19 protein-coding genes are annotated in these 21,198 nt (G+C 72.7%); 8 read left to right on the forward strand and 11 right to left on the reverse strand.

The annotated features are described in order from the left end of the window. Positions 1-267 precede the first annotated feature (267 nt). Both ACSUPT_RS19195 and ACSUPT_RS19200 read left to right on the forward strand, forming a co-directional pair. A complete protein-coding gene (locus ACSUPT_RS19195) occupies positions 268-1,275 on the forward strand; it encodes an ATP-binding cassette domain-containing protein (protein ID WP_365728250.1) in 1,008 nt (335 codons plus the stop codon). After that, positions 1,272-2,120 (forward strand): ABC transporter permease, encoded by an 849-nt coding sequence (locus tag ACSUPT_RS19200; protein WP_351963512.1) that lies wholly within the window; start codon positions 1,272-1,274, stop codon positions 2,118-2,120. Before ACSUPT_RS19195 ends, ACSUPT_RS19200 begins: the two co-directional genes overlap by 4 nt. Positions 2,121-2,219: 99 nt before the next feature. On the opposite strand, the gene greA is transcribed toward ACSUPT_RS19200, so the two are convergent. Together greA and ACSUPT_RS19210 are read right to left on the reverse strand one after the other, a co-directional pair. Beyond that, positions 2,220-2,717 (reverse strand): transcription elongation factor GreA, encoded by a 498-nt coding sequence (greA, locus tag ACSUPT_RS19205; RefSeq protein WP_023586814.1) that lies wholly within the window; start codon positions 2,715-2,717, stop codon positions 2,220-2,222. A 226-nt stretch (positions 2,718-2,943) separates the two neighbouring features. Continuing rightward, the gene (locus tag ACSUPT_RS19210; RefSeq protein WP_361654958.1) at positions 2,944-3,345 is read right to left on the reverse strand and encodes a DUF4307 domain-containing protein; all 402 of its coding nucleotides are present in this window, start codon (positions 3,343-3,345) and stop codon (positions 2,944-2,946) included. Positions 3,346-3,441: 96 nt separating this feature from the next. Between ACSUPT_RS19210 and mca the strand changes: the two genes are divergently transcribed. Then, entirely contained in the window at positions 3,442-4,323 is an 882-nt protein-coding gene (mca, locus tag ACSUPT_RS19215) for a mycothiol conjugate amidase Mca (protein WP_351963514.1), read from the forward strand. After that, on the forward strand, positions 4,316-4,552 hold the full coding sequence (locus tag ACSUPT_RS19220; protein WP_351963515.1) for a hypothetical protein: 237 nt from the start codon (positions 4,316-4,318) through the stop codon (positions 4,550-4,552). Before mca ends, ACSUPT_RS19220 begins: the two co-directional genes overlap by 8 nt. 182 nt (positions 4,553-4,734) lie before the next feature. Here the strand turns inward: ACSUPT_RS19220 and ACSUPT_RS19225 are convergent, their stop codons facing one another. Then, positions 4,735-5,301, reverse strand: coding sequence for a Uma2 family endonuclease (locus tag ACSUPT_RS19225; RefSeq protein WP_351963516.1), 567 nt, complete (start codon positions 5,299-5,301; stop codon positions 4,735-4,737). Between the two features lie 196 nt (positions 5,302-5,497). On the opposite strand from ACSUPT_RS19225, the gene ACSUPT_RS19230 reads away from it, so the two are divergent. Further along, positions 5,498-7,528, forward strand: coding sequence for a thioredoxin domain-containing protein (locus ACSUPT_RS19230; protein WP_436945080.1), 2,031 nt, complete (start codon positions 5,498-5,500; stop codon positions 7,526-7,528). A gap of 308 nt (positions 7,529-7,836) precedes the next feature. On the opposite strand, the gene trhA is transcribed toward ACSUPT_RS19230, so the two are convergent. Beyond that, positions 7,837-8,529 (reverse strand): PAQR family membrane homeostasis protein TrhA, encoded by a 693-nt coding sequence (trhA, locus tag ACSUPT_RS19235; RefSeq protein WP_351963518.1) that lies wholly within the window; start codon positions 8,527-8,529, stop codon positions 7,837-7,839. A gap of 196 nt (positions 8,530-8,725) precedes the next feature. Here trhA and ACSUPT_RS19240 point away from each other — a divergent pair, with 196 nt between their 5' ends. Then, positions 8,726-10,549, forward strand: coding sequence for a phosphoenolpyruvate carboxykinase (GTP) (locus tag ACSUPT_RS19240; protein WP_351963519.1), 1,824 nt, complete (start codon positions 8,726-8,728; stop codon positions 10,547-10,549). A 131-nt stretch (positions 10,550-10,680) separates the two neighbouring features. Here ACSUPT_RS19240 and ACSUPT_RS19245 read toward each other — a convergent pair whose 3' ends face one another. From ACSUPT_RS19245 to ACSUPT_RS19260, 4 genes are all read right to left on the reverse strand, one after another. Further along, a complete protein-coding gene (locus tag ACSUPT_RS19245; RefSeq protein WP_436945081.1) occupies positions 10,681-11,073 on the reverse strand; it encodes a hypothetical protein in 393 nt (130 codons plus the stop codon). A gap of 84 nt (positions 11,074-11,157) precedes the next feature. Beyond that, the gene (locus tag ACSUPT_RS19250; protein WP_436945082.1) at positions 11,158-12,369 is read right to left on the reverse strand and encodes a pyridoxal phosphate-dependent aminotransferase; all 1,212 of its coding nucleotides are present in this window, start codon (positions 12,367-12,369) and stop codon (positions 11,158-11,160) included. A gap of 90 nt (positions 12,370-12,459) precedes the next feature. Then, positions 12,460-12,783 carry a helix-turn-helix domain-containing protein gene (locus tag ACSUPT_RS19255; protein ID WP_351963522.1) on the reverse strand — a complete coding sequence of 108 codons (324 nt, stop codon included), beginning with the start codon at positions 12,781-12,783 and terminating at the stop codon, positions 12,460-12,462. After that, positions 12,780-13,160 carry a type II toxin-antitoxin system RelE/ParE family toxin gene (locus tag ACSUPT_RS19260; RefSeq protein ID WP_351963523.1) on the reverse strand — a complete coding sequence of 127 codons (381 nt, stop codon included), beginning with the start codon at positions 13,158-13,160 and terminating at the stop codon, positions 12,780-12,782. Before ACSUPT_RS19260 ends, ACSUPT_RS19255 begins: the two co-directional genes overlap by 4 nt. Positions 13,161-13,322: 162 nt before the next feature. On the opposite strand from ACSUPT_RS19260, the gene mptB reads away from it, so the two are divergent. Next, positions 13,323-14,795 carry a polyprenol phosphomannose-dependent alpha 1,6 mannosyltransferase MptB gene (gene mptB, locus ACSUPT_RS19265; RefSeq protein WP_351963524.1) on the forward strand — a complete coding sequence of 491 codons (1,473 nt, stop codon included), beginning with the start codon at positions 13,323-13,325 and terminating at the stop codon, positions 14,793-14,795. Positions 14,796-14,800: 5 nt separating this feature from the next. Here the strand turns inward: mptB and ACSUPT_RS19270 are convergent, their stop codons facing one another. The 3 genes from ACSUPT_RS19270 to ACSUPT_RS19280 all read right to left on the reverse strand — a co-directional run bounded on the left by ACSUPT_RS19270 (position 14,801) and on the right by ACSUPT_RS19280 (position 19,525). Beyond that, positions 14,801-16,093: an alanine racemase gene (locus tag ACSUPT_RS19270; protein ID WP_351963525.1), complete on the reverse strand. Its 1,293-nt coding sequence runs from the start codon at positions 16,091-16,093 to the stop codon at positions 14,801-14,803. A gap of 102 nt (positions 16,094-16,195) precedes the next feature. Further along, the gene (locus tag ACSUPT_RS19275; protein WP_436945084.1) at positions 16,196-18,046 is read right to left on the reverse strand and encodes a serine/threonine-protein kinase; all 1,851 of its coding nucleotides are present in this window, start codon (positions 18,044-18,046) and stop codon (positions 16,196-16,198) included. Positions 18,047-18,181: 135 nt separating this feature from the next. Then, on the reverse strand, positions 18,182-19,525 hold the full coding sequence (locus ACSUPT_RS19280) for a M14 family metallopeptidase (protein ID WP_361663556.1): 1,344 nt from the start codon (positions 19,523-19,525) through the stop codon (positions 18,182-18,184). 286 nt (positions 19,526-19,811) lie between these two features. On the opposite strand from ACSUPT_RS19280, the gene ACSUPT_RS19285 reads away from it, so the two are divergent. Next, entirely contained in the window at positions 19,812-21,197 is a 1,386-nt protein-coding gene (locus ACSUPT_RS19285; protein ID WP_436945086.1) for an Nramp family divalent metal transporter, read from the forward strand. Position 21,198: the final 1 nt, after the last annotated feature.

Raw genomic sequence — 21,198 nt, forward strand, 5'->3', positions numbered from 1 at the left:
GGTCGGCCTGGCCGGTTCGGCGCGGGTCCCGGCCCCGGAGCGCCCGCGTGGCGGCCCCGCGCGGCGGCCCGCATGACGGCCCGCGGCGGGGCGCCCGCGCGGACGGCTCCGCTCCGTATCCGGCCACCGCCGAAGTGTGTTGCGGGACGCGATATATCGCGTTACGGTGTGGCGCAGTTCATACGTTCACCGGGCCGCGGGGCTGAGCCGTCCTTAAGCTGTGGTGAGCCAAACCACGCCAAATGTGCCCAAGTCGGGAGCAGATACATGCCAGGCGCCATTCACGCCGAAGGTCTGGTGAAGACCTTCGGCGACGTACGAGCACTGGACGGGGTGGACCTCGACGTCCCCGAAGGCACCGTCCTCGGCCTCCTCGGTCCGAACGGCGCCGGGAAGACGACCACGGTGCGCGTGCTCACCACGCTCCTGCGGCCGGACAGCGGCCGGGCGGTCGTCGCGGGGATCGACGTCCTCAAGCACCCCAACGAGGTGCGCCGCGCCATCGGCCTCTCCGGCCAGTTCGCGGCGGTCGACGAGTACCTCACCGGCCGCGAGAACCTCCAGATGGTCGGCCGGCTCTACCAGATGTCCGCCAAGGCCGCGAAGGCCCGGGCGGCCGAGCTGCTGGAGCGCTTCGGCCTCGCCGACGCCGCCGACCGCCCCGCCAAGACCTACTCGGGCGGTATGCGCCGCCGCCTGGACCTGGCCGCCGCCCTCGTCGTCTCCCCGCCCGTGATGTTCATGGACGAGCCGACGACCGGCCTCGACCCGCGCAACCGCCAGGCCCTGTGGGAGGTCATCCAGGAGCTCGTCGCGGGCGGCACGACGCTGCTGCTCACCACGCAGTACCTGGAGGAGGCCGACCACCTCGCCCACGAGATCTGCGTGGTCGACCACGGCCGGGTCATCGCCCGCGGCACCGCCGACCAGCTCAAGGCCCGCACGGGCGGCGAGCGCGTCGAGGTCGTCGTCCACGCGCACGGCGAGATCGCCACCAGCCGGGAGGTGCTCGCCGGCTTCGGCCGCGGCGGCACCGTCACGGTCGAGGAGCACACCCGCAAGCTGACCGTGCCCGTCACCGGCGGCGCCAAGCTGCTCGCCGAGGTCATCCGCGAACTGGACGCGCGCGGCGTCGAGATCGACGACATCGGACTGCGCCGCCCCACCCTCGACGACGTGTTCATCTCGCTCACCGGCCACGCCGCCGAGCAGCGGGACGACGCGGACGCCGCCGAGGCGTCCGCCGCCCACCCCCGGAAGGAGCCCGTGAAGTGACCGCCGCCACGGAGGCCCCGCGCCTCGCAGCCCCCCGCCCGCGCGGCGGTGTCGTCCAGTCGCTCACCGACTCGCTGGTGATCGCCCGCCGCAATCTGATCCGGATGTCCCGGATCCCCGAGATGGTCATCTTCGGGCTCATCCAGCCCATCATGTTCGTGGTGCTGTTCAGCTATGTCTTCGGCGGGTCCATGAACATCGGCGGCAGCACCGACGCGTCGGTGTACCGCAACTTCCTCATGGCCGGCATCTTCGCCCAGACCGTCACGTTCGCCACCGCGGGCGCCGGCGCGGGCATCGCCGACGACATGCACAAGGGCCTCATCGACCGGTTCCGCTCGCTGCCCATGGCGCGCGGCGCGGTCCTCACCGGACGGACCCTCGCCGACCTGGTGCAGACGGCGCTGACCGTCGTCGTCCTCGCGATCGTCGCCCTGCTCGTCGGCTGGCGGATCAGCGAGGGCGTGCCCAAGGCGCTCGGCGCGTTCGCGCTGCTGCTCCTGCTCGGCTACGCCTTCTCGTGGATCGGCGCCCTGATCGGCCTGTCCGTACGGACCCCGGAGGCCGCCACGTCCGGCGGGCTGATCTGGCTGTTCCCCGTCACGTTCATCTCCAACGCGTTCGTGGACGCCGAGCGGATGACGCCCTGGCTGCGGCACATCGCCGAGTGGAACCCGTTCAGCGCGACCGTGCAGGCCTGCCGTGAGCTGTTCGGCAACCCGGGCGTGTCCCAGTCGGACGCCTGGCCCATGCAGCACCCCGTGCTCGCGTCGATCATCTGGTCGCTACTGATCATCGCGGTCTTCCGCACGCTCGCCGTCCGCAAGTACCGCTCGGCGGCCTGAGCGGACTCGTCCGCCCGGCGGATCGAGGACCGGCACGCGAAAGGGCCGGGCGGCACCGTCGTGGTGCCGCCCGGCCCTCTGTCCGTTCGCCGGCCGGGGTCAGCCCTGGTACGGCTTGGCGTCCAGGATCCGGACGGACGCCTTCTTGCCGTTCGGCAGCTCGTACTCCGCGTCCTCGCCGACCTTCTTGCCGTTCACGCCCGAGCCGAGCGGCGACTGCGGCGAGTACGTCTCGATGTCCGAGCTGGCGTACTCGCGGGAGGCGAGCAGGAACGTCAGCGTGTCGTCCTCGTCGCCGTCGAACGCGATCGTCACGACCATGCCGGGAGCCACCACGCCGGACTCGGCGGGGGCCTCGCCGACCTTCGCGTGCTCGAGGAGCTGGGTGAGCTGGCGTACCCGCAGCTCCTGCTTGCCCTGCTCCTCCTTGGCCGCGTGGTACCCGCCGTTCTCGCGCAGGTCCCCCTCCTCGCGCGCCGCCGCGATCTTCGCAGCGATCTCGGTTCGCGCGGGACCAGACAGGTACTCCAGCTCGGCCTTGAGCTGGTTGTACGCCTCCTGGGTGAGCCAGGTGACGTTGTCGCTGGTCTGGGTCACAGGTGCTCCTCGTCGGTGCTGGGTATACAAAGCATCGCCCTACCAGAAGCATGCGGTCTTCCCGGGAGGGCGAAACCACGAGCCTAACAATTACGTGCCCGCAGGGGGAGGACGAATGTCACGCGAGCCGTGACTCCCCAGGTCGCACGGGCGGCGGCGCGCCGCCGGGGCCCGCGCGGCGGGCCCTGGACCGGGCCCGGGGCCGGGCCGGGGGAGGGGGCGCCGGTCAGTCGGCCGAGCAGCCGAGCAGCTCGGCCGCCGTGGCCAGCTCGGTCGTACGGATGGTGACCACCTCGTCGACGCGCGTCGCGGCCTGGTCGAAGCGGATCTCCTTGCGGCCCACCTCGGCGCCGCTCTCCGCGAGCGCCCGCACCGTGCAGTACCCCTTGGCGCCGTCCGCCTTGCGTACTTCCAGGTGCGCGTCGACGCGGTCCGCCGCCACCACATCGAACTTGATCAGCTCGCCGCTGACCTTCTGACCTGCGATGTAGTCATAGCCGAACCAGCCGATCAGCGCGAGCAGCCCGGCCCCGAGGACCGAGCCGACGATCTTGAGCCCGCGGTCCGTGCGCGCCTCGGCGGCACGGCCGTACCGGCCCTCCGGGAGCCGCTCGCCCGTCACGCCCATGATCGTTCCTCTCGTACGCCGAACGACGGAATATCCCCCGCGCCGATTCCGTCACTATAGAAGCCGAGCGACCTGACCAATCATTGAGGACCAGTCTTGACTGAGCAGCTGCGACTGATGGCAGTGCACGCCCATCCCGACGACGAGTCGAGCAAGGGCGCGGCCACGATGGCCAAGTACGTGTCCGAGGGGGTGGACGTGCTCGTCGTGACGTGCACGGGCGGAGAGCGCGGCTCCATCCTCAATCCCCGGCTCCAGGGTGACACGTACATCGAGGAGAACATCCACGAGGTACGCCGCAAGGAGATGGACGAGGCGCGCGAGATCCTCGGCGTCCAGCAGGAGTGGCTCGGCTTCGTCGACTCCGGCCTGCCCGAGGGCGACCCGCTGCCCCCGCTGCCGCAGGGGTGCTTCGCCCTGGAGGACGTCGACGAGGCGGCCGGGCGCCTGGTCAGGTCCATCCGCGCGTTCCGCCCGCAGGTGATCACCACCTACGACGAGAACGGCGGCTACCCGCACCCCGACCACATCATGACCCACAAGATCACGATGGTGGCCTTCGACGGCGCGAACGACGCGGAGAAGTACCCGGAGGCGGAGTTCGGCCCGCTCTGGCAGCCGCTGAAGCTCTACTACAACCAGGGCTTCAACCGCCCGCGCACCCAGGCGCTGCACGACGCGCTGCTGGAGCGCGGCCTGGAGTCCCCGTACGGGGACTGGCTGAAGCGCTGGGACGAGTTCCAGCGCGAGGAGCGCACCCTCACCACGTTCGTGCCGTGCGCGGAGTTCTTCGAGACCCGCGACAAGGCGCTGATCGCGCACCGCACGCAGATCGACCCGGACGGCGGCTGGTTCCGCGTCCCGATGGAGATCCAGAAGGAGGTCTGGCCGACGGAGGAGTACGAGCTGGCCAGGTCTCTCGTGGACACCGACCTCCCCGAGAGCGACCTCTTCGCGGGCATCCGGGACAATGCCTGACATGAGCGCACACCAGGCACTGACCCAGCTCGTCCCCCTCGCAGCCGAGCTGGACAAGAACAAGGTGACGCCCGGCGTCCTCGGCTTCATCGTGTTCGCCGTCATGGCCCTCGCCGTTTGGGCCCTGATGAAGTCGATGAACCGGCACATGAACCGCGTCGACTTCGAAGAGGCCCCGGAGCAGCCCCGGCCCTCCGCCGGCCAGGCGAAGCCGGCCACCCGCAAGTAGCCGTCCGCGGCGGCGGCCCCGCCCAGGGGACCGCCGCCGCGCGCCCGCTCCCTGTGCGGTGCGCACCGCCTACGACGGGTCCGGGCCGAGCTGGGGACCGCTGCCCACAGGCCCCCGGTTGCGGACATGCCTTCGCCCACAGGACGTCGGAGGCGCCGAGGGCGCGGGCGATTCCTCGTTGCTCACAGGGCCCCAAGGTCGACCGTGACCGGGAAGGGCGCGGTGGCCTTCACGGTGCCGGTGAACACCTCGCCGTCCCGGTAGGCCCTGCTGGCCGGGTCGAGGACGTAGGTGTAGACGATCGGGATGCCGGTGGCGGCCTGTTCGACCCGCCAGTAGAAGGGGATGCCGGCCTTGGCGTACTGGTCCACCTTCACGATCCGGTCGGTGGTCTCCGACCCCGGGGACACGACCTCGACGACCAGGAGTACGTGCTCGGGGCGGGTAGGTGTGAGGTCGATGGTTTCCGCCCGGTAGACGATGACGTCCGGACGGCGGTTGGTGAGCGGGACGTCCTGCAGGCGGACGTCGAAGTCCGTGTCCGCGTTCCAGTCCGGGCCCGCGGCGGCGTCCAGGGCATTGGCCAGGAACCGGGCCAGCCGGTTGTGCCGCTTGGAGGCGCTCGGGCTCACGACGACCATCCCGTCCACGATCTCGATGCCGGCGCACTGCTCCTCGGACCAGGAGTCGTACTGCTCCGCGCTGATCTGCGAATGCATCCACGCGGGCGCCACCATCTCGGCGGTCATCTTGTACCTCCTTCGAGGAGCCTCGGCAGGTCCAAGTCTGCTGCGCCCAGCCTACTGTTCCGGGATGTCGGGTCGCTCGGCCCTGAAGGAGGGGAGTCGCCCACCACGCGATGGCCCACACATGCGATTCGGCCAGGCGAGGCGGGCGCATCAGGGTTTCACCGGTCGCGCCAGGCGCTGTGAGAGGCTGGGTCGTATGAACCGGTTGGCTGGTACGACCTCGCCTTATCTGCTTCAGCACGCCGACAATCCGGTCGACTGGTGGCCGTGGGGACCCGAGGCGTTCCAAGAGGCGGAGCGGCGCGATGTGCCCATCCTGCTGTCGGTCGGTTACTCAGCGTGTCACTGGTGCCACGTCATGGCGCACGAGTCCTTCGAGGACGACGCCACCGCCGCGTATCTGAACGAGCACTTCGTCTCCGTCAAGGTCGACCGCGAGGAGCGGCCCGACGTGGACGCCGTGTACATGGAGGCCGTGCAGGCGGCCACCGGGCACGGCGGCTGGCCGATGACCGTGTTCCTCACCCCGGACGCCGAGCCGTTCTACTTCGGTACGTACTTCCCGCCCGAGCCCCGCCACGGCATGCCGTCGTTCCGGCAGGTGCTGGAGGGCGTCTCGGCCGCCTGGCGGGACCGGCGCGACGAGGTCGGCGAGGTCGCCGGGAACATCGTGCGCGAGCTGTCGGGCCGCTCCCTCGCGCTCGGCGGCGACGGCGGGGCGCCCGGCGAGCAGGAGCTCGCGCAGGCGCTGCTCGCGCTGACCCGCGAGTACGACGAGCGGCACGGCGGCTTCGGCGGGGCGCCCAAGTTCCCGCCCTCGATGGTCGTGGAGTTCCTGCTGCGGCACCACGCCCGCACCGGCTCCGAGGGCGCCCTCCAGATGGCCGCCGACACCTGCGAGGCCATGGCCCGCGGCGGCATCTACGACCAGCTCGGCGGGGGCTTCGCCCGCTACTCCGTCGACCGCGAGTGGGTGGTGCCCCACTTCGAGAAGATGCTGTACGACAACGCGCTCCTGTGCCGCGTGTACACGCATCTGTGGCGGGCCACCGGCTGCGAGGCGGCGCGCCGGGTGGCGCTGGAGACCGCCGACTTCATGGTCCGCGAGCTGCGCACCCCCGAGGGCGGGTTCGCCTCCGCGCTGGACGCCGACTCCGACGACGGCACCGGGCGGCACGTCGAGGGCGCGTACTACGTGTGGACCCCGCGGCAGCTGCGCGAGGTCCTGGGCGAGGACGACGCCGCGTACGCCGCGCACTTCTACGGCGTCACCGAGGAGGGCACCTTCGAGGAGGGCACCTCCGTGCTGCGGCTGCCGGGCGACGCCGGGGTGGCCGACGCCGAGCGGCTCTCCGGCATCCGGCGGCGGCTGCTCGCCGCGCGGGACGAGCGGCCGAGGCCGGGCCGGGACGACAAGGTGGTCGCCGCCTGGAACGGCCTCGCCATCGCCGCGCTCGCCGAGACCGGCGCCTGCTTCGACCGGCCCGACCTGGTCGAGCGCGCCACGGAGGCCGCCGACCTGCTCGTACGGGTCCACCTCGACGAGGGCGCGCGGCTGGCGCGCACCTCCAAGGACGGACGCACGGGCGCGAACGCCGGGGTGCTGGAGGACTACGGGGACGTGGCGGAGGGCTTCCTCGCGCTGGCCGCCGTCACCGGCGAGGGCGTCTGGCTGGAGTTCGCCGGCTTCCTGCTGGACATCGTCCTCGACCAGTTCCGGGGTGAGGACGGCGCGCTGTACGACACCGCGCACGACGCCGAACCGCTGATCCGCCGCCCCCAGGACCCCACCGACAACGCGGCGCCCTCCGGCTGGACCGCCGCCGCCGGGGCGCTGCTGTCGTACGCCGCGCACACCGGCTCGGAGGCGCACCGGACCGCGGCGGAGCGGGCGCTCGGCGTGGTGAAGGCGCTGGGGCCGCGCGCCCCGCGGTTCATCGGCTGGGGCCTCGCGGTGGCGGAGGCGCTGCTCGACGGGCCGCGTGAGGTGGCCGTCGTGGGCCCGGCCGGCGATGGGGAGCGGGCCGCCCTGCACCGGGCGGCGCTGCTGGGCACGGCTCCGGGCGCGGTGGTCGCGGTGGGCGAGCCCGACAGCGACGAGTTCCCGCTGCTGCGGGACCGGCCGCTGGTGGGCGGGCGCCCGGCCGCGTACGTGTGCCGCCACTTCACCTGCGACGCCCCGACGACGGACCCGGCCGCGCTGGCCGGGCAGCTGGGCGGGCGCTGAGGGGCTTCGCTGAGGGGCGGTTTCGCGGCGGACGCAGAACCGGGCCGTCGCGGGGTGGGCGCTCAGCCGGACCGTCCCCGTCCCGGGCCGTCGCGGGCCCGGCGCCGAGGCGGTCTGCCCGGGCCGGCCGCTGATGCCGGCCCTTCCCGTCCGGTTGCCCGTTCGGCGGGCGTACGGGGGCGTGCGGGGCGGGCGTACCGGTGTGCGCGGCGGGTCGCGGGCCGGAGGGGCGCGCCGGGCGCTCGGGAGCGGGACGGGGCGCGGGAGCCGGAAGGGCGCGCGGGGCGCCCCGCCGCGCGCCGCAGGGGTTACGCGTGCTGGTAGGCGACCAGCGAGATGCCCACGTAGTGCGTCACGAACGCCGCCAGCGTCAGGGAGTGGAACACCTCGTGGAAGCCGAACCAGCGGGGCGACGGGTTCGGCTTCTTCAGCCCGTACACCATGCCGCCCACGCTGTAGAGGACGCCGCCGACCACGACCAGGACCAGCACCGCGACGCCGCCCTCGCGCAGGAAGTCCGGCAGGAAGAACACGGCCGCCCAGCCCATGGCGATGTAGCACGGCGTGTACAGCCAGCGGGGCGCGCCGACCCAGAAGACCCGGAACGCTATGCCGGCCAGGGCGGCGGCCCACACCGCCCACAGCAGCACCCGCCCGGTGGAGTCGGGGAGCAGAAGCAGCGTGAGCGGGGTATACGTCCCCGCGATGATCAGGAAGATGTTGGCGTGGTCCAGGCGGCGCAGCACGGCCGTGGCGCGCGGGCCCCAGTTCCCCCGGTGGTACAGGGCGCTCACGCCGAACAGGAGGCAGGCCGTGAGCACATAGATCCCGCAGGCGATCCGGCCGCGTGTCGAGTCGGCCAGGGCGGTCAGGACGAGCCCCGCCACCAGCACGGCGGGGAACATCCCGGCGTGCAGCCAGCCGCGCAGCCGCGGCTTCAGGGGCAGATGCGTCGGGGTGGTGTCGGTGTCGGACTGCTCGATCACGGCGGCGGCGGTCATGCCGGAATGCTACCTACGCCCCCGTAGGACCGGGATACAAGTGGCGATGCTCACGTGAGAGGCCCTCTGGACATATGCGCATTCCCGGCGGATGATCAAATGAGTGCGGTCGGCACCGGATGAGCGCGCACACGCAGCGTCCGGGTCGCAGCCCCCACGGGGCAACAACCTCAAAACCCCTCAACAAGGAGCAACCGTGGCGCGCGAAAACGCGGCTCCCAGCACCGCCCCCACCCAACACAAGGATCTCATCGCCTGGGTCGACGAGATCGCGGAGATCACGCAGCCGGACCGTGTCGTCTGGTGCGACGGCTCCGAGGCAGAGTACGAGCGCCTGTGCGAGGAGCTCGTGGCCAAGGGCACCTTCAAGAAGCTGGACCCGGTCAAGCGCCCCAACTCCTACTACGCCGCGTCCGACCCGACCGACGTCGCGCGCGTCGAGGACCGCACCTTCATCTGCTCCGAGAAGGAGGAGGACGCGGGCCCCACCAACCACTGGAAGGCCCCCGCCGAGATGCGGGAGATCTTCACGGGTGAGCAGGGCGTCTTCCGCGGCTCGATGCGCGGCCGCACCATGTACGTCGTCCCGTTCTGCATGGGCCCCGTCGGCTCCCCGCTCTCCGCGATCGGCGTCGAGATCACCGACTCCGCCTACGTCGCGGTCTCCATGCGCACCATGACCCGCATGGGCCAGGCCGTCTTGGACGAGCTCGGCGACGACGGCTTCTTCGTCAAGGCCGTCCACACCCTGGGCGCCCCGCTGGAGCCCGGCCAGGCCGACGTGCCGTGGCCGTGCAACACGACCAAGTACATCTCGCACTTCCCCGAGAGCCGCGAGATCTGGTCGTACGGCTCCGGCTACGGCGGCAACGCCCTGCTCGGCAAGAAGTGCTACGCGCTGCGCATCGCGTCCGTCATGGCCCGCGACGAGGGCTGGCTCGCCGAGCACATGCTCATTCTGAAGCTGACCCCGCCACAGGGCGAGGCCAAGTACGTCGCCGCGGCGTTCCCGTCCGCCTGCGGCAAGACGAACCTCGCGATGCTGGAGCCCACGATCTCCGGCTGGACCGTCGAGACCATCGGCGACGACATCGCGTGGATGCGGTTCGGTGAGGACGGCCGCCTGTACGCGATCAACCCCGAGGCCGGCTTCTTCGGCGTCGCGCCCGGCACCGGCGAGCACACCAACGCCAACGCCATGAAGACCCTGTGGGGCAACGCCGTCTTCACGAACGTGGCGCTCACCGACGACGGCGACGTGTGGTGGGAGGGCATGACCGAGGACACGCCCGCGCACCTCACCGACTGGAAGGGCAACGACTGGACGCCGGAGTCCGGCACCCCGGCCGCCCACCCGAACGCCCGCTTCACCGTCCCCGCCTCGCAGTGCCCGATCATCGCGCCCGAGTGGGAGGACCCCAAGGGCGTGCCGATCTCCGCGATCCTCTTCGGCGGCCGCCGCGCCTCGGCCGTGCCGCTGGTCACGGAGTCCTTCGACTGGCAGCACGGCGTCTTCCTCGGCGCGAACGTCGCCTCCGAGAAGACCGCCGCCGCCGAGGGCAAGGTCGGCGAGCTGCGCCGCGACCCGTTCGCGATGCTGCCGTTCTGCGGCTACAACATGGGCGACTACATGGCCCACTGGATCAAGGTCGGCAAGAACGCGGACGCGTCGAAGCTGCCGAAGATCTACTACGTGAACTGGTTCCGCAAGAACGACGCGGGCAAGTTCGTGTGGCCGGGCTTCGGTGAGAACAGCCGCGTCCTGAAGTGGATCGTGGAGCGCCTGGAGGGCAAGGCCGAGGGCGTCGAGACGCCGATTGGCATCCTGCCGACGCGCGACGCGCTCGACACGGACGGCCTGGACCTGCCGGAGGAGGACCTCGACTTCCTGCTGAAGGTCGACGCGGACGTGTGGCGCGAGGAGGCGGCGCTCATCCCCGAGCACCTCAACACCTTCGGCGACCACACGCCGAAGGAGCTGTGGGACGAGTACCGCGCGCTCGTCTCCCGCCTGGGCTGAGCGGCCCCCGCAGACCCGCGGCCGGGCCGACCGACAACGCCCTGACCTGTGGAGTCATCCCGGCCGGGCCGCGGCCGGAGAAAACCCCCGGAACGACGCACCGTCGTTCCGGGGGTTTCCCGTACGGGGCCTCAGGCGGTGCCCACCAGACCCGCCGCGTCCAGGGCGGCGGCGTGGGCGTCCATGCGCTCGGCGGCCAGGATGGCGACGGCGGTGTCGGCACGGGACGCCGCGACGACGAGGGCGCGCCCGGCCAGGGCGTGGGCGCGGCGGTGCAGCGCGGGGGTGTCCGCGCCGGACAGTCCCGCGTGCCGGGCCGGCGGGGCGCCGCGCAGCCGGGCCACCTGCCGGGCGATGCGCTCGGCCGCGGCGGCGTCGCCCAGCTCGTCGGTGACGGCCAGCAGCGCCGCCAGATGCCCGGCGAGCTGGATGTCCAGCTCCTCCTCGCGGGAGCGGTGCGGGAACTTGTTCCGGTCGTCGTCGGCCATCCGGTGGACCGACTTGGTGCGGATCGGTTCGTACATGGGGACGGCCTCCTGCTCGCAGACAGGAGTCCATCCTACATTGGAATCAGTCTAAAGTTGAGTCGTGTCCCAGGAGTGGCCGTCCTAGTGCTGGCCGTAGCCGTCCAGGAAGCGGCCGATGCGGGTCACCGCGTCGATCAGGTCCGTCGTGTTGGGCAGCGTCACGAGGCGGAAGTGGTCCGGCTCGTGCCAGTTGAAGCCCGTGCCGTGCACCACCATGATCTTCTCGGCGCGCAGCAGGTCGAGGACCATCTGCCGGTCGTCCTTGATCTTGTAGACGGCCGGGTCGAGGCGCGGGAAGAGGTACAGCGCGCCCTTCGGCTTCACACAGGTCACGCCAGGGATGTCGATGAGCCGCTCGTACGCCGCGTCCCGCTGCTCCAGCAGCCGGCCGCCCGGCGCGACCAGCGCCTCGATGGACTGGCGGCCCTGGAGGGCGGCGGCGATCGCGTGCTGGGCGGGCATGTTGGCGCACAGGCGCATGTTGGCGAGGATCGTCAGGCCCTCGATGTACGACGACGCGTGCGCCTTCGGGCCGCACACCGCGAGCCAGCCGCTGCGGTAGCCGGCCACCCGGTAGTTCTTCGACATGCCGTTGAACGTCAGGCACAGCAGGTCCGGGGCGATGGCCGCGGTCGGGGTGTGGGTGGTGCCGTCGTACAGGATCTTGTCGTAGATCTCGTCCGAGCAGACGACCAGGTTGTGGCGGCGGGCGATCTCGGTGAGGCCGCGCAGCATCTCGTCGTCGTAGACGGCGCCGGTCGGATTGTTCGGGTTGATGACGACGAGCGCCTTGGTGCGGTCGGTGATCTTGCGCTCGATGTCCGCGAGGTCGGGCATCCAGTCGGACTGCTCGTCGCACCGGTAGTGCACCGGCGTACCGCCCGACAGCGCCACCGACGCCGTCCACAGCGGATAGTCCGGGGCGGGCACCAGCACCTCGTCACCGTCGTCCAGCAGCGCCTGCATGGCCATCTGGATCAGCTCGGAGACGCCGTTGCCCAGGTAGATGTCCTCGACGGAGAGCGGGATGCCCTTCGTCTCGTAGTGGCTCATCACCGCGCGCCGCGCCGACAGCAGGCCCTTCGCGTCCCCGTAGCCGTGCGCGTCGGCGAGGTTGCGCAGCACGTCTTCGAGGATGGCGGGCGGGCACTCGAAACCGAATGCCGCCGGATTGCCCGTGTTCAGCTTGAGGATGCGATGGCCTGCCGCCTCCAGCCGCATCGCCTCGTCGAGCACCGGGCCGCGGATTTCGTAGCAGACGTTGGCGAGCTTCGTTGACTGGATGACCTGCATGCTCGCGAGCTTACGGTCGCCGGGCCCACCCCGCCTCGTGTTTTGCGCCACGCCGGTGCCCCCGGGCGCCCGTGACTTCGGGGGCGCGGCTCATCCGACCTTGCGCAGATCGCCGTCGTCGAACACGGCGACCATGACCAGGCTTCCGCCCAGGGCCCGGACGTAGCGGGACACGACGTCGGTGCCGGAGGCCTGGCCGTTCTCGATCTGCGACACGCGGCCCTTGGTGACGCCCATGCGCTGGGCGATCTGCGCCTGCGAGAAACCACGCTCCTCGCGCATCTCGGCCAGCCGCCAGCCACGGGCCTCCGCCAGCATGCGTTCCGCGCCGCGCAGGAACTCGTCCCCGCCCCCGGCGATCTCCTCGGCGCGTTCCCTGTGCCCACTGCTCGACCACTTGATCGGTCCGGTCACTTGTCCAGCTCCTTCTCACGGGCGGTGACGTATGCGGCGTAGAGGCGTTCGGCCAGGGGGATGGCCTTGTCGTACCACTCGGCCCAGCGGCCGGCCTTGTCCCCCGCGACCAGCAGAATGCCGGACCGCCACGGATCGAACATGAAGAGCACGCGGATCTCGCTGTGCCCCGCGGAGGGAGGACGTAATTCCTTCAGATTGTGCAGCCGTGAGCCCCGCACGCGGTCGACCAGCGGGCGCCCCTCGGAGGGGCCGTGGCACGCGAGGACCCAGATCGCCTGATTCACCAGCACGTACGACGCGGCATCGGTCTTCTCCAGGTCGTGGAGCCACTGATCCACCTCGTCCGTCAGGAAGATGTCCCACTGCTCTGACACGTACCCGTCCCTTCCGGTTTAGGAAACGCTAAACACGGCAGCTCCGGGTGCGGGTCGGGAGCGGACGGGATTCACCGGGACGAGGGGGTGTTCGAAGGTGTTTGCGAGGGGATTGGCGCGGGCCGGGTGGGTTCGGGGCGGGGGCGGGTAGGTTGGCTCCTCATGTGGTCCTTGAGGAGCGTCGCCGGATGCAGGCGCCTGGGCGCTGTCGGGTCGGTCGGGGTGGCCCTCGGAGGGTGGGCCGCCGGCACCATGCCGGCCCGCGACCCGTGGGGGCTGTGGTTCCCGCGCGCCCAGGACACCGCGCGGCCGGGCGTGCTCCTGGCCCTGGCCGGGCTGACGCTGCTGGTCGTCGCCTGGTGGCGGTACGGGAGGCTCGTCGCCGACGGCGCCGCCGTCGGGGGCCGCGCCACCGCCGTCACGCTCGGCTGGTGGGCCGCGCCGCTGCTGCTCACGCCGCCCCTGTACAGCGCCGACGTGTACAGCTACCTCGCCCAGGGCGCCATGGTCGTCGAGGGCCACGACGTGTACCGCTTCGGGCCCTCGGTCCTCGCGCCCGATGGGCTCGGCGGGGCCGCCGCCGCGAGCGTCGGCGGGCACTGGACGGACACCCCCGCTCCGTACGGCCCCGTCTTCCTCGTCGTCGCCCAGCTCGTCGCCGTCGCCACCTCCGGGCACCTCGTGCCCGCCGTGCTCGGGATGCGGATCGTCTCCGTCGCCGCGCTCGCCCTGCTGTTCTGGGCGCTGCTCCGGCTCGCCCCCCGCAAGGCCACGTCCGGCGCGCTCTGGCTCGGCGTGCTCAACCCGCTGCTGCTCGTCCACGTCGTCGGAGGGCTCCACAACGACGGGCTGATGGCCGGGCTGCTGCTCGCCGGCACCGCGCTCGCCGTGCGCCGCGGCCGCTGGGTCGCCGGCAGCGTCCTCGTCGCCCTCGCCATGATGATCAAGTCGCCGGCGGCGCTCGCACTGCTGTTCATCGGCGTCGTCGTCGGCCGTGAGACCTCCGGCCCGCTGATACGGCGCGTCGCGAAGGGCGTCCTCGGGCCGGGCGCCGTCGCCGCGGCCGTCGCGGCCGGCGCCACGCTCTGCGCCGGCACCGGCTTCGGCTGGCTGCGCACCCAGAGCGTCGCCGGGACCATCCACACCGCGCTCTCCCTCACCAGCGACCTCGGCGTCGCGCTCGGCGAGTCCATGTACTACCTGTCGGGCGCCGACCCCGACCCGGTGAAGCGGGCCGTCCAGGCGATGGGCCTCACCCTGGCGCTCGCCCTCGTCGCGTACCTCGCCTCCTGCGTGGCGCGCGGCTGGCTCGACCCGCTGCACGCCCTGGGCCTCGCCCTCCTCGCGCTGGTCGCGCTCTCGCCGATGGTGCAGCCCTGGTACCTGCTGTGGGCCGTGCCGCCGCTCGCCGCGACCGCCTGGAACGGCCGCACCGGCCGGGCCGTCACCGTCCTGTCGGCCGGGCTGGTGTACGTCACCGCGCCGGACGGCCGCACCCCCGCGTACGGCTTCGCCCTGGCGGCCGTCGCCTGCGCCATCGGCGCCCAGCTCCTGCTGCGCCGCTCCGACTTCGCGGCCGGGGTGTGGCTGCCGGCGCCGCGCGGCGCCGAGGACCGGGAGCCGTCCCGGGCCTGAGCGGCTCAGAAGAAGGTGCGGACGAAGTCGACGGCCGTCCCGTCGGGCTCCACCACGGGGATCAGCGGCCACTTCTCGAACACCGTGCACGGATGCGCGAGCCCCAGCGCCACCCAGTCGCCCACCTCCAGCGCCGTGCCGCCCGGCTCGGTCCGCAGCCACGCGTGCTGGTCCGACAGCGCCGTCACCGCCAGGCCCTCCGCCGCGCGGACCGCCCCGTCCCGGCCCGACCGCACCAGCCGGGGCACCGGCAGCGCCAGGTCGTACGACACGTCCCGCTTGCCCGCGTTGAGGAACGCCTCCGTCGGCGTGGGCCGCGACACGACCTGGGCCCACAGCCGGAACGCCGGCTCCAGCGCGCCCTCCCCCGGGACGCGGTTGAACGGCGTCAGCCGCTCGTAGTGGCCGTGGTCGTGGGAGACGTACGCCCCCGAACGCAGCAGCTTCAGCACCGGCGCCGACAGCGCCGGCACCCCGGCGAACACGTCGGCCACCGCGTCGAACCACTCGCTGCCGCCCGCGCTGAGCACGATCTCCTCCGCCCCCGCGAACAGCCCCTTCCCGTCCAGCTCCACGGCCAGGCCCACCAGCCGGCGCAGCCACGCCCGTACGGCCTCCGGGGACGCGTCCGGCACCTGGGCCTCGTACCCGGCGACGCCGACCAGCCGCAGCGACCCGGCGGCGGCCGCGGCCTCGGCGACCTCCAGGGCCGCCGCGTCCGTCCGCACCCCGGTCCTGGCGCCCTCGCCCGCCGCCAGCTCCACCACCACGTCCACCGGCCGCGCCGCCCCGGCCAGCGCCTCGTCCATCAGCTCGACGCCGCGCACCGAGTCCACGTAGCAGACGAAGCGGAACTCCGGGTCCTGCGCGAGCTGCCCGGCGACCCAGCGCAGCGCCGCCGCGTCGACCAGCTCGTTCGCGAGGAACACCCGCCCCACCCCGAACGCCCGGCACACCCGCACCTGGTGCGGGACGGCGACCGTGATGCCCCAGGCGCCCAGCTCCAGCTGACGGGCGAACAGCCGCGGCGCCATCGTCGTCTTGCCGTGCGGCGCGAACGCCAGGCCGTGGCGCGCGCAGTAATCGCCGAGCAGCGCCAGATTGTGGTCGAGGGCCGGCGCGGAGAGCGTGAGGAGCGGGGTGGTGAAGCCGCCGGTGAACACGTTCCGCCGCTGGGCGGCCAGCTCACCGACCGCCAGGCCGTCCGCGTCGGGCGGCAGGCCCTTGAAGCGGTGGTCGAGGCGCTCGTCCGCCAGGCGGTCCGCGAGGGCGGTGGGGACGGTGCGGGCGGCGGCCATGGGGCCTCCCTCGGGGTCGCGTGCGGTGCGACAGGCGTCGCGTCGGTGCTCGACGGTGTCTAACACCCGCGCGAACGCCTGGTCAACGCGGTCTCACGACGGTCAGACGACGCGGGCGCAGATGTAGCTGCGGCCGCCGTTCACCTCCCAGGTCCAGTAGCGGGTGTTCTCGTCGCAGCGGGGGCTGCCGCCGGACGGCATCCGGTAGTGGCCGGTGATCTGGAGGATGTGGGTCCGGCCCTTCGGGACGCGGTCGTGGGAGCAGTTCCAGATCTCCATCAGGTTCGCCGACGCCCGGCCCTCGCGGTCGATGCCGGCGGTGAAGCACTGGCCGGTGCGGAACTGGCGGGACAGGCACAGCACCGTGCGCACCCCGTCGTCGCCGTAGTGGGACCAGCGGTCCCGGCCCGCCCCCGTCTCGCAGGTGGCGGCCGGCCCGGCGCGGCCGACGTGGACGTAGGCGCCGGCCGAGTCGCAGTCCACGCGGACCGGGACGGGCCTGCTCCACCTGTCGTACCCGTCGTCGTACACGTCGAGGCAGTCGCCCGCCCGCACCGCGCGGAACGCCAGGTCCTCCGCGCTGGGCGTCGGCCGGCGGGGCGTGTACGCGTACCCGGGGGACGGGCGCGTGACGGAGGCGCCGCCGGCCGTGGACGAGGACGTGGTGGACGAGGTGTCCAGGTTGTTCGCGACGTACAGGATGGCTCCGACGACGAGGAGGACGAACAGCCAGCCGCCGCCCGACGAGTCCTTCCGGGGCGCGGGAGCCGGCGGGGACGGGGCCTTGGGCGCGGGCCGCGGCCTCGCGGCGGGCGCGCCGGTCCGCGCCCCGGCGGCCGCGCGGGCCCGCGCCGCCCGGGCCTCCGCGCGCCGCCGGGCCCGCTCACGCTCGTCCCGCTGCCGTTCCCGCTCCCGCTCTTGTCGCCCGGCCCGTTCGCGGTCCTCCGTGTACATCCGGGTCGGATCGGGCGGGGGTACGGCGCGGGTGCGGGCGTCCACCGTGGGGGCCTCCGGGTCCACCGGGCCCGCCGGGGCCGCCCGCCACGCCTCGGCCTGCCGCTCGTAGGCGGTGATCAGCTCCGTCCAGCGCGGCGGCAGCCAGCGGCTCCCGCCCGCCGACGCCGGCAGGTTCCGCGTCTGCGCCAGGAACCCGTCGAGCACGTCCCCGGGGCCCGGCCGGTCGCCGGGCTCGACCGCCAGGCAGGGGCGGACCAGCGGGACGAGCTCCTTCGGCAGCCCCGTCAGGTCCAGGTCGCCGCGCGACACCCGGGCCAGCAGCCGCAGCGTGTCCTCGCCCTCCGGGTAGGGCGGCCGTCCGACGGCCAGGTGGAAGAGGGTGGCGCCCAGCGAGTACATGTCGGACCGCTCGGTGGACGGCTCGCCGCGCGCCTGCTCGGGCGAGGTGAACGCGATCGTGCCGAGCGTCAGCGTCGTACGGGTGATGTCCTGGGCGTGCGAGATGCCGAAGTCGATCAACCGGGGCCCGTCCAGCGGCAGCAGGACGTTCTGCGGCTTCACGTCCCGGTGGACGATGCCCTGCGCGTGCAGGGCGGCCAGCGCCTGGGCGGTGCCCGCGGCGATCCAGCGGATGGCGGACGCGGGCAGCCGCCCGGCCGTGCGGACCAGCTCGGCCAGGGACGGGGCGGCGATGTACTCGATGGCCATCCACGGTGTGGGCGCGTCCGGGCCGGCGTCCAGCACCCGTGCCGTGTACCGGTTGTCGACGCGCTGCGCGAGCGTCACCTCGCGGGCGAAGCGGCGCCGGTCGTGCGCGCTGACCTCGCCCTCCGCGAGGAGCGTCTTCACCGCGACGAGCGGCCCGTCCGGGCCCGTGCGCGCCAGGTAGATCCGGCCCATGCCGCCCGAGCCGAGCCGTCCGGCGAGCCGGTAGGGGCCCAGCACGTCCGGATCGTCCCCGCCCAGCGGCAGCAGCCGCGTTCCAGCCCCCGTCATACCGCTCCCTCCCGCGGTGTTCCCCGCCAGCAGGGTAGCCGTCGACAGGCCTGCCCAGAACGGGGTTTGGCGCCGGTCGCGGTGGCACGGCCGGGCCGTGCCACCGCGGGTGCGCCCCGGCGGCGGGGGAGCGGGTCAGGAGGTCGCGCAGTACTGCTGCTGCTTGCCGATCGAGCGGTACATGCAGTCGGCGTTCTCCAGCAGCTGGAGCACCGCGTCCCGGTTGCGGGCGGTCTCCCGCTCGATCACCTCGTCGGGCGGGTAGAAGCCGCCGCCGGAGGAGCCGCTCGGGTACATCTCGAAGGTGTAGCCGAAGATGCGCTGGTCGCCCCACAGCCAGTCGTCGATCGACCCGTCGGTGATGTACAGGTCGCTGGACTGCTCGGCGGTGTAGCCGTTGCTGGCCGCCATCTTGCGGCCGACGGCGGCGAAGGCGTCCCGGTCGTCCTGGGTCATGCCGGGCGCGGTGTCGGCGTAGGTCCAGCCGAACGGCCACAGGACGAGCTCGCTGTAGGTGTGGAAGTCGATGGCCGCCCTGATCTGCTGCTTTCCGCCCACGATCCGGGAGCGGACGAAGTCGGCGACGACCTTCACCTCCGGCGCCGACTCGGGCGCCGCGCCCCGGTAGGTGGAGGAGCTCGGCGAGCCGGAGGAGCCGCCGCAGCAGCCCCACTTGTAGTCCCAGTTCCGGTTCATGTCGGTGCCGACGTAGGAGGAGCCGGGGTTGGGCTGCCGGTTCTTGCGCCAGCTGCGGTACGAGCCGGACGCGATGTCGTACTCGCCGCCGTCCGGGTTGAGGTCCGGCACGATCCAGATCTCGCGGCCGTTGACGGCGTTGGTGACGCGGCTGTCGGAGCCGTACCCCGCGCCGAGTTCGCGCAGCAGGTAGAGGGCCATCTCGACGGTGAGGTGCTCGCGGGCGTGCTGGTGGTGGGTGAACAGCACCTCGGGCTCGTTCTCGTCGGTCGCCACATTGTCGCTGATCTTGATGGCGACGATGTCGCGGCCCTGGTACGACTTGCCGATCACGCGCTTGCTCATGATCGTCGGGTACTGGCGGAGCCGCTGGTCGATCTCCGCCGTCATCTCCGCGTAGTTGTGGTAGCGGGAGTCGGCGGACGGGAAGTCCATGGGCGTGACGGGGCCGCCCGCCGTACGGGCCGGGGGCGCGGGCAGCGCCTCCAGGCGGTGGCCGAGCGCGCGCAGGCGGCGGGCCTGCTCGGCGTTGGCGCTGACCACCACCGAGTGCGCCTCCACCTCGTCGAGCGAGACGCCGGTCGCGGCGAGTGCGGCGCGCTCGGCGGGGGTGGACGGGCCGTGGATCTCGTACTGGCGGATGACCTCCTCGGTCTGGGCGGCCGGGGCGGCGGGAGCGGCCGTGCCGGGGGTGCTCGCGGCGGCGGTGAGCGGCGCCACGACGGCGAGGGCGAGTGCGGCCGCGAGGGTGGCGGACCGTCCGCCGGGGATGCGTAGTCGCATGCTGGCTCCTGGAGTGGGGGTCGGGGTGGGTGTCCCCGTGCGCCGCAGAGTGCTGGCATGGCATGACCCCGTCAAGAGTGAAGTCCGGTCATGTGCGTGAAGTCCGGCCGCCGGGGGAAGGTCTGCCGCGTCGCACGCACCCGGCGCGGAGGCGCCGCGGGCGTCCGCGGGCGTGCTGCGCGCGGGGTGCCCGCGGGCTCCCGCGCCCGGCTGTGTGACGTGCGCATGATCGGTCGGCGGGCCGGCCGGAGGGTTTCGGACGGGACGAGGAGAGGGGCGGACACCCATGGCGGAGACGACGGACACCGCGGACGCGCCGGGGGCGGGGAGCGGGGCGGGCACGGCGGCGGCGCCCGCGATGCGCCGGCCGGGCTGGCGGCACATCGGGCCCGGCATCGTGGTCGCCGCGACCGGCGTCGGCGCGGGCGACCTGGTGGCCACGCTCGTCGCGGGCGGCAAGTACGGCTACACGCTGCTGTGGGCGGCCGTGCTCGGCTGCCTCATCAAGATCTCGCTCGCCGAGGCCGCCGGGCGCTGGCACCTCGCCACCGGGCGTACGCTGCTCGACGGCTGGCGGTCGCTGGGCGCGTGGACGACCGTCTACTTCACCGGTTACGTCGCCGTGTGGGGCTTCGTCTACGGCGCCGCCGCCATGTCCTCGACCGCGCTGCCGCTCGCCGCGCTGTTCCCCGGTGTGATGGGCCTGAAGTGGTGGGCGGTCCTGTGCGGGGTGGGCGGGCTGCTGTTCGTCTGGTTCAACCGGTACGCCGTGTTCGAGAAGGTCATGACCGCGCTCGTCGGCGTGATGTTCCTGGTCACCGTGTACCTGGCGGTGCGGGTCGTGCCGAACCTGGCCGACCTCGCGGCGGGGCTCGTCCCCATCCTCCCGGACGGCTCGCTGCTGTACACCCTGGGCCTGGTGGGCGGCGTCGGCGGCACGATCACCCTCGCCGCGTACGGCTACTGGGTGAACGCCAAGGGCTGGCGGGACACCGGCTGGATGCGGGTCATGCGGATGGACAACCGGGTCGCGTACCTGACGACCGGGGTCTTCGTCGTCGCCATGCTGATCGTGGGCGCCGAGCTGCTGCACTCCTCCGGCATCGCCATCGCCAAGGGCGACAAGGGCCTGATCGACCTGGGCGGGGTCCTGGAGGAGCAGTACGGGACCGCCACGGCGAAGCTGTTCCTCGTCGGCTTCTTCGCCGCGTCGGTGACCTCGCTGATCGGCGTGTGGCACGGCGTGAGCCTGCTGTTCGCGGACTTCGTGACCCGGCTGCGGGCCCGGGACGGTGCCTCGGCGGCGCCCGGCGCGGAGGCGGAGACGGGCGCGGGCGCTCCGGCGGGCACGGGCCTGGAGGCGGGGGAGGGCGCTCGGGCGGGCGCGGTGCCGGCGGAGCGGTCGGTGCCGTTCCGCGCGTACCTGCTGTGGCTGACCTTCCCGCCGATGGCGCTGCTCTTCCTGGACCAGCCGTTCGTGCTGGTCGTCGTCTACGGCGTGATCGGCGCCTTCTTCATGCCGTTCCTCGCCGTGACCCTGCTGTGGCTGCTCAACTCCTCCCGCACGCCGCGCGAATGGCGCAACGGGTGGCTCAGCAACGCGGTGCTGGGCGCGGCCGGGCTGCTGTTCCTGGTGCTGTGCGTCCAGCAGGTGCGCGAACTGCCCTGGTGAA

This window comes from Streptomyces sp. SudanB25_2051 (assembly GCF_964272635.1).
Lineage (GTDB): Bacteria > Actinomycetota > Actinomycetes > Streptomycetales > Streptomycetaceae > Streptomyces.

What these genes read in the sequence shown, in the direction of transcription:
- ACSUPT_RS19195 (WP_365728250.1), top strand. Translation starts at nt 268, where the DNA reads ATGCCAGGCGCCATTCACGCCGAAGGTCTGGTGAAGACCTTCGGCGAC.
- ACSUPT_RS19210 (WP_361654958.1), bottom strand. Translation starts at nt 3,345, where the DNA reads ATGGGCGTGACGGGCGAGCGGCTCCCGGAGGGCCGGTACGGCCGTGCC.
- ACSUPT_RS19220 (WP_351963515.1), top strand. Translation starts at nt 4,316, where the DNA reads ATGCCTGACATGAGCGCACACCAGGCACTGACCCAGCTCGTCCCCCTC.
- ACSUPT_RS19225 (WP_351963516.1), bottom strand. Translation starts at nt 5,301, where the DNA reads ATGACCGCCGAGATGGTGGCGCCCGCGTGGATGCATTCGCAGATCAGC.
- ACSUPT_RS19230 (WP_436945080.1), top strand. Translation starts at nt 5,498, where the DNA reads ATGAACCGGTTGGCTGGTACGACCTCGCCTTATCTGCTTCAGCACGCC.
- trhA (WP_351963518.1), bottom strand. Translation starts at nt 8,529, where the DNA reads ATGACCGCCGCCGCCGTGATCGAGCAGTCCGACACCGACACCACCCCG.
- ACSUPT_RS19245 (WP_436945081.1), bottom strand. Translation starts at nt 11,073, where the DNA reads ATGTACGAACCGATCCGCACCAAGTCGGTCCACCGGATGGCCGACGAC.
- ACSUPT_RS19250 (WP_436945082.1), bottom strand. Translation starts at nt 12,369, where the DNA reads ATGCAGGTCATCCAGTCAACGAAGCTCGCCAACGTCTGCTACGAAATC.
- mptB (WP_351963524.1), top strand. Translation starts at nt 13,323, where the DNA reads ATGTGGTCCTTGAGGAGCGTCGCCGGATGCAGGCGCCTGGGCGCTGTC.
- ACSUPT_RS19270 (WP_351963525.1), bottom strand. Translation starts at nt 16,093, where the DNA reads ATGGCCGCCGCCCGCACCGTCCCCACCGCCCTCGCGGACCGCCTGGCG.
- ACSUPT_RS19275 (WP_436945084.1), bottom strand. Translation starts at nt 18,046, where the DNA reads ATGACGGGGGCTGGAACGCGGCTGCTGCCGCTGGGCGGGGACGATCCG.
- ACSUPT_RS19280 (WP_361663556.1), bottom strand. Translation starts at nt 19,525, where the DNA reads ATGCGACTACGCATCCCCGGCGGACGGTCCGCCACCCTCGCGGCCGCA.
- ACSUPT_RS19285 (WP_436945086.1), top strand. Translation starts at nt 19,812, where the DNA reads ATGGCGGAGACGACGGACACCGCGGACGCGCCGGGGGCGGGGAGCGGG.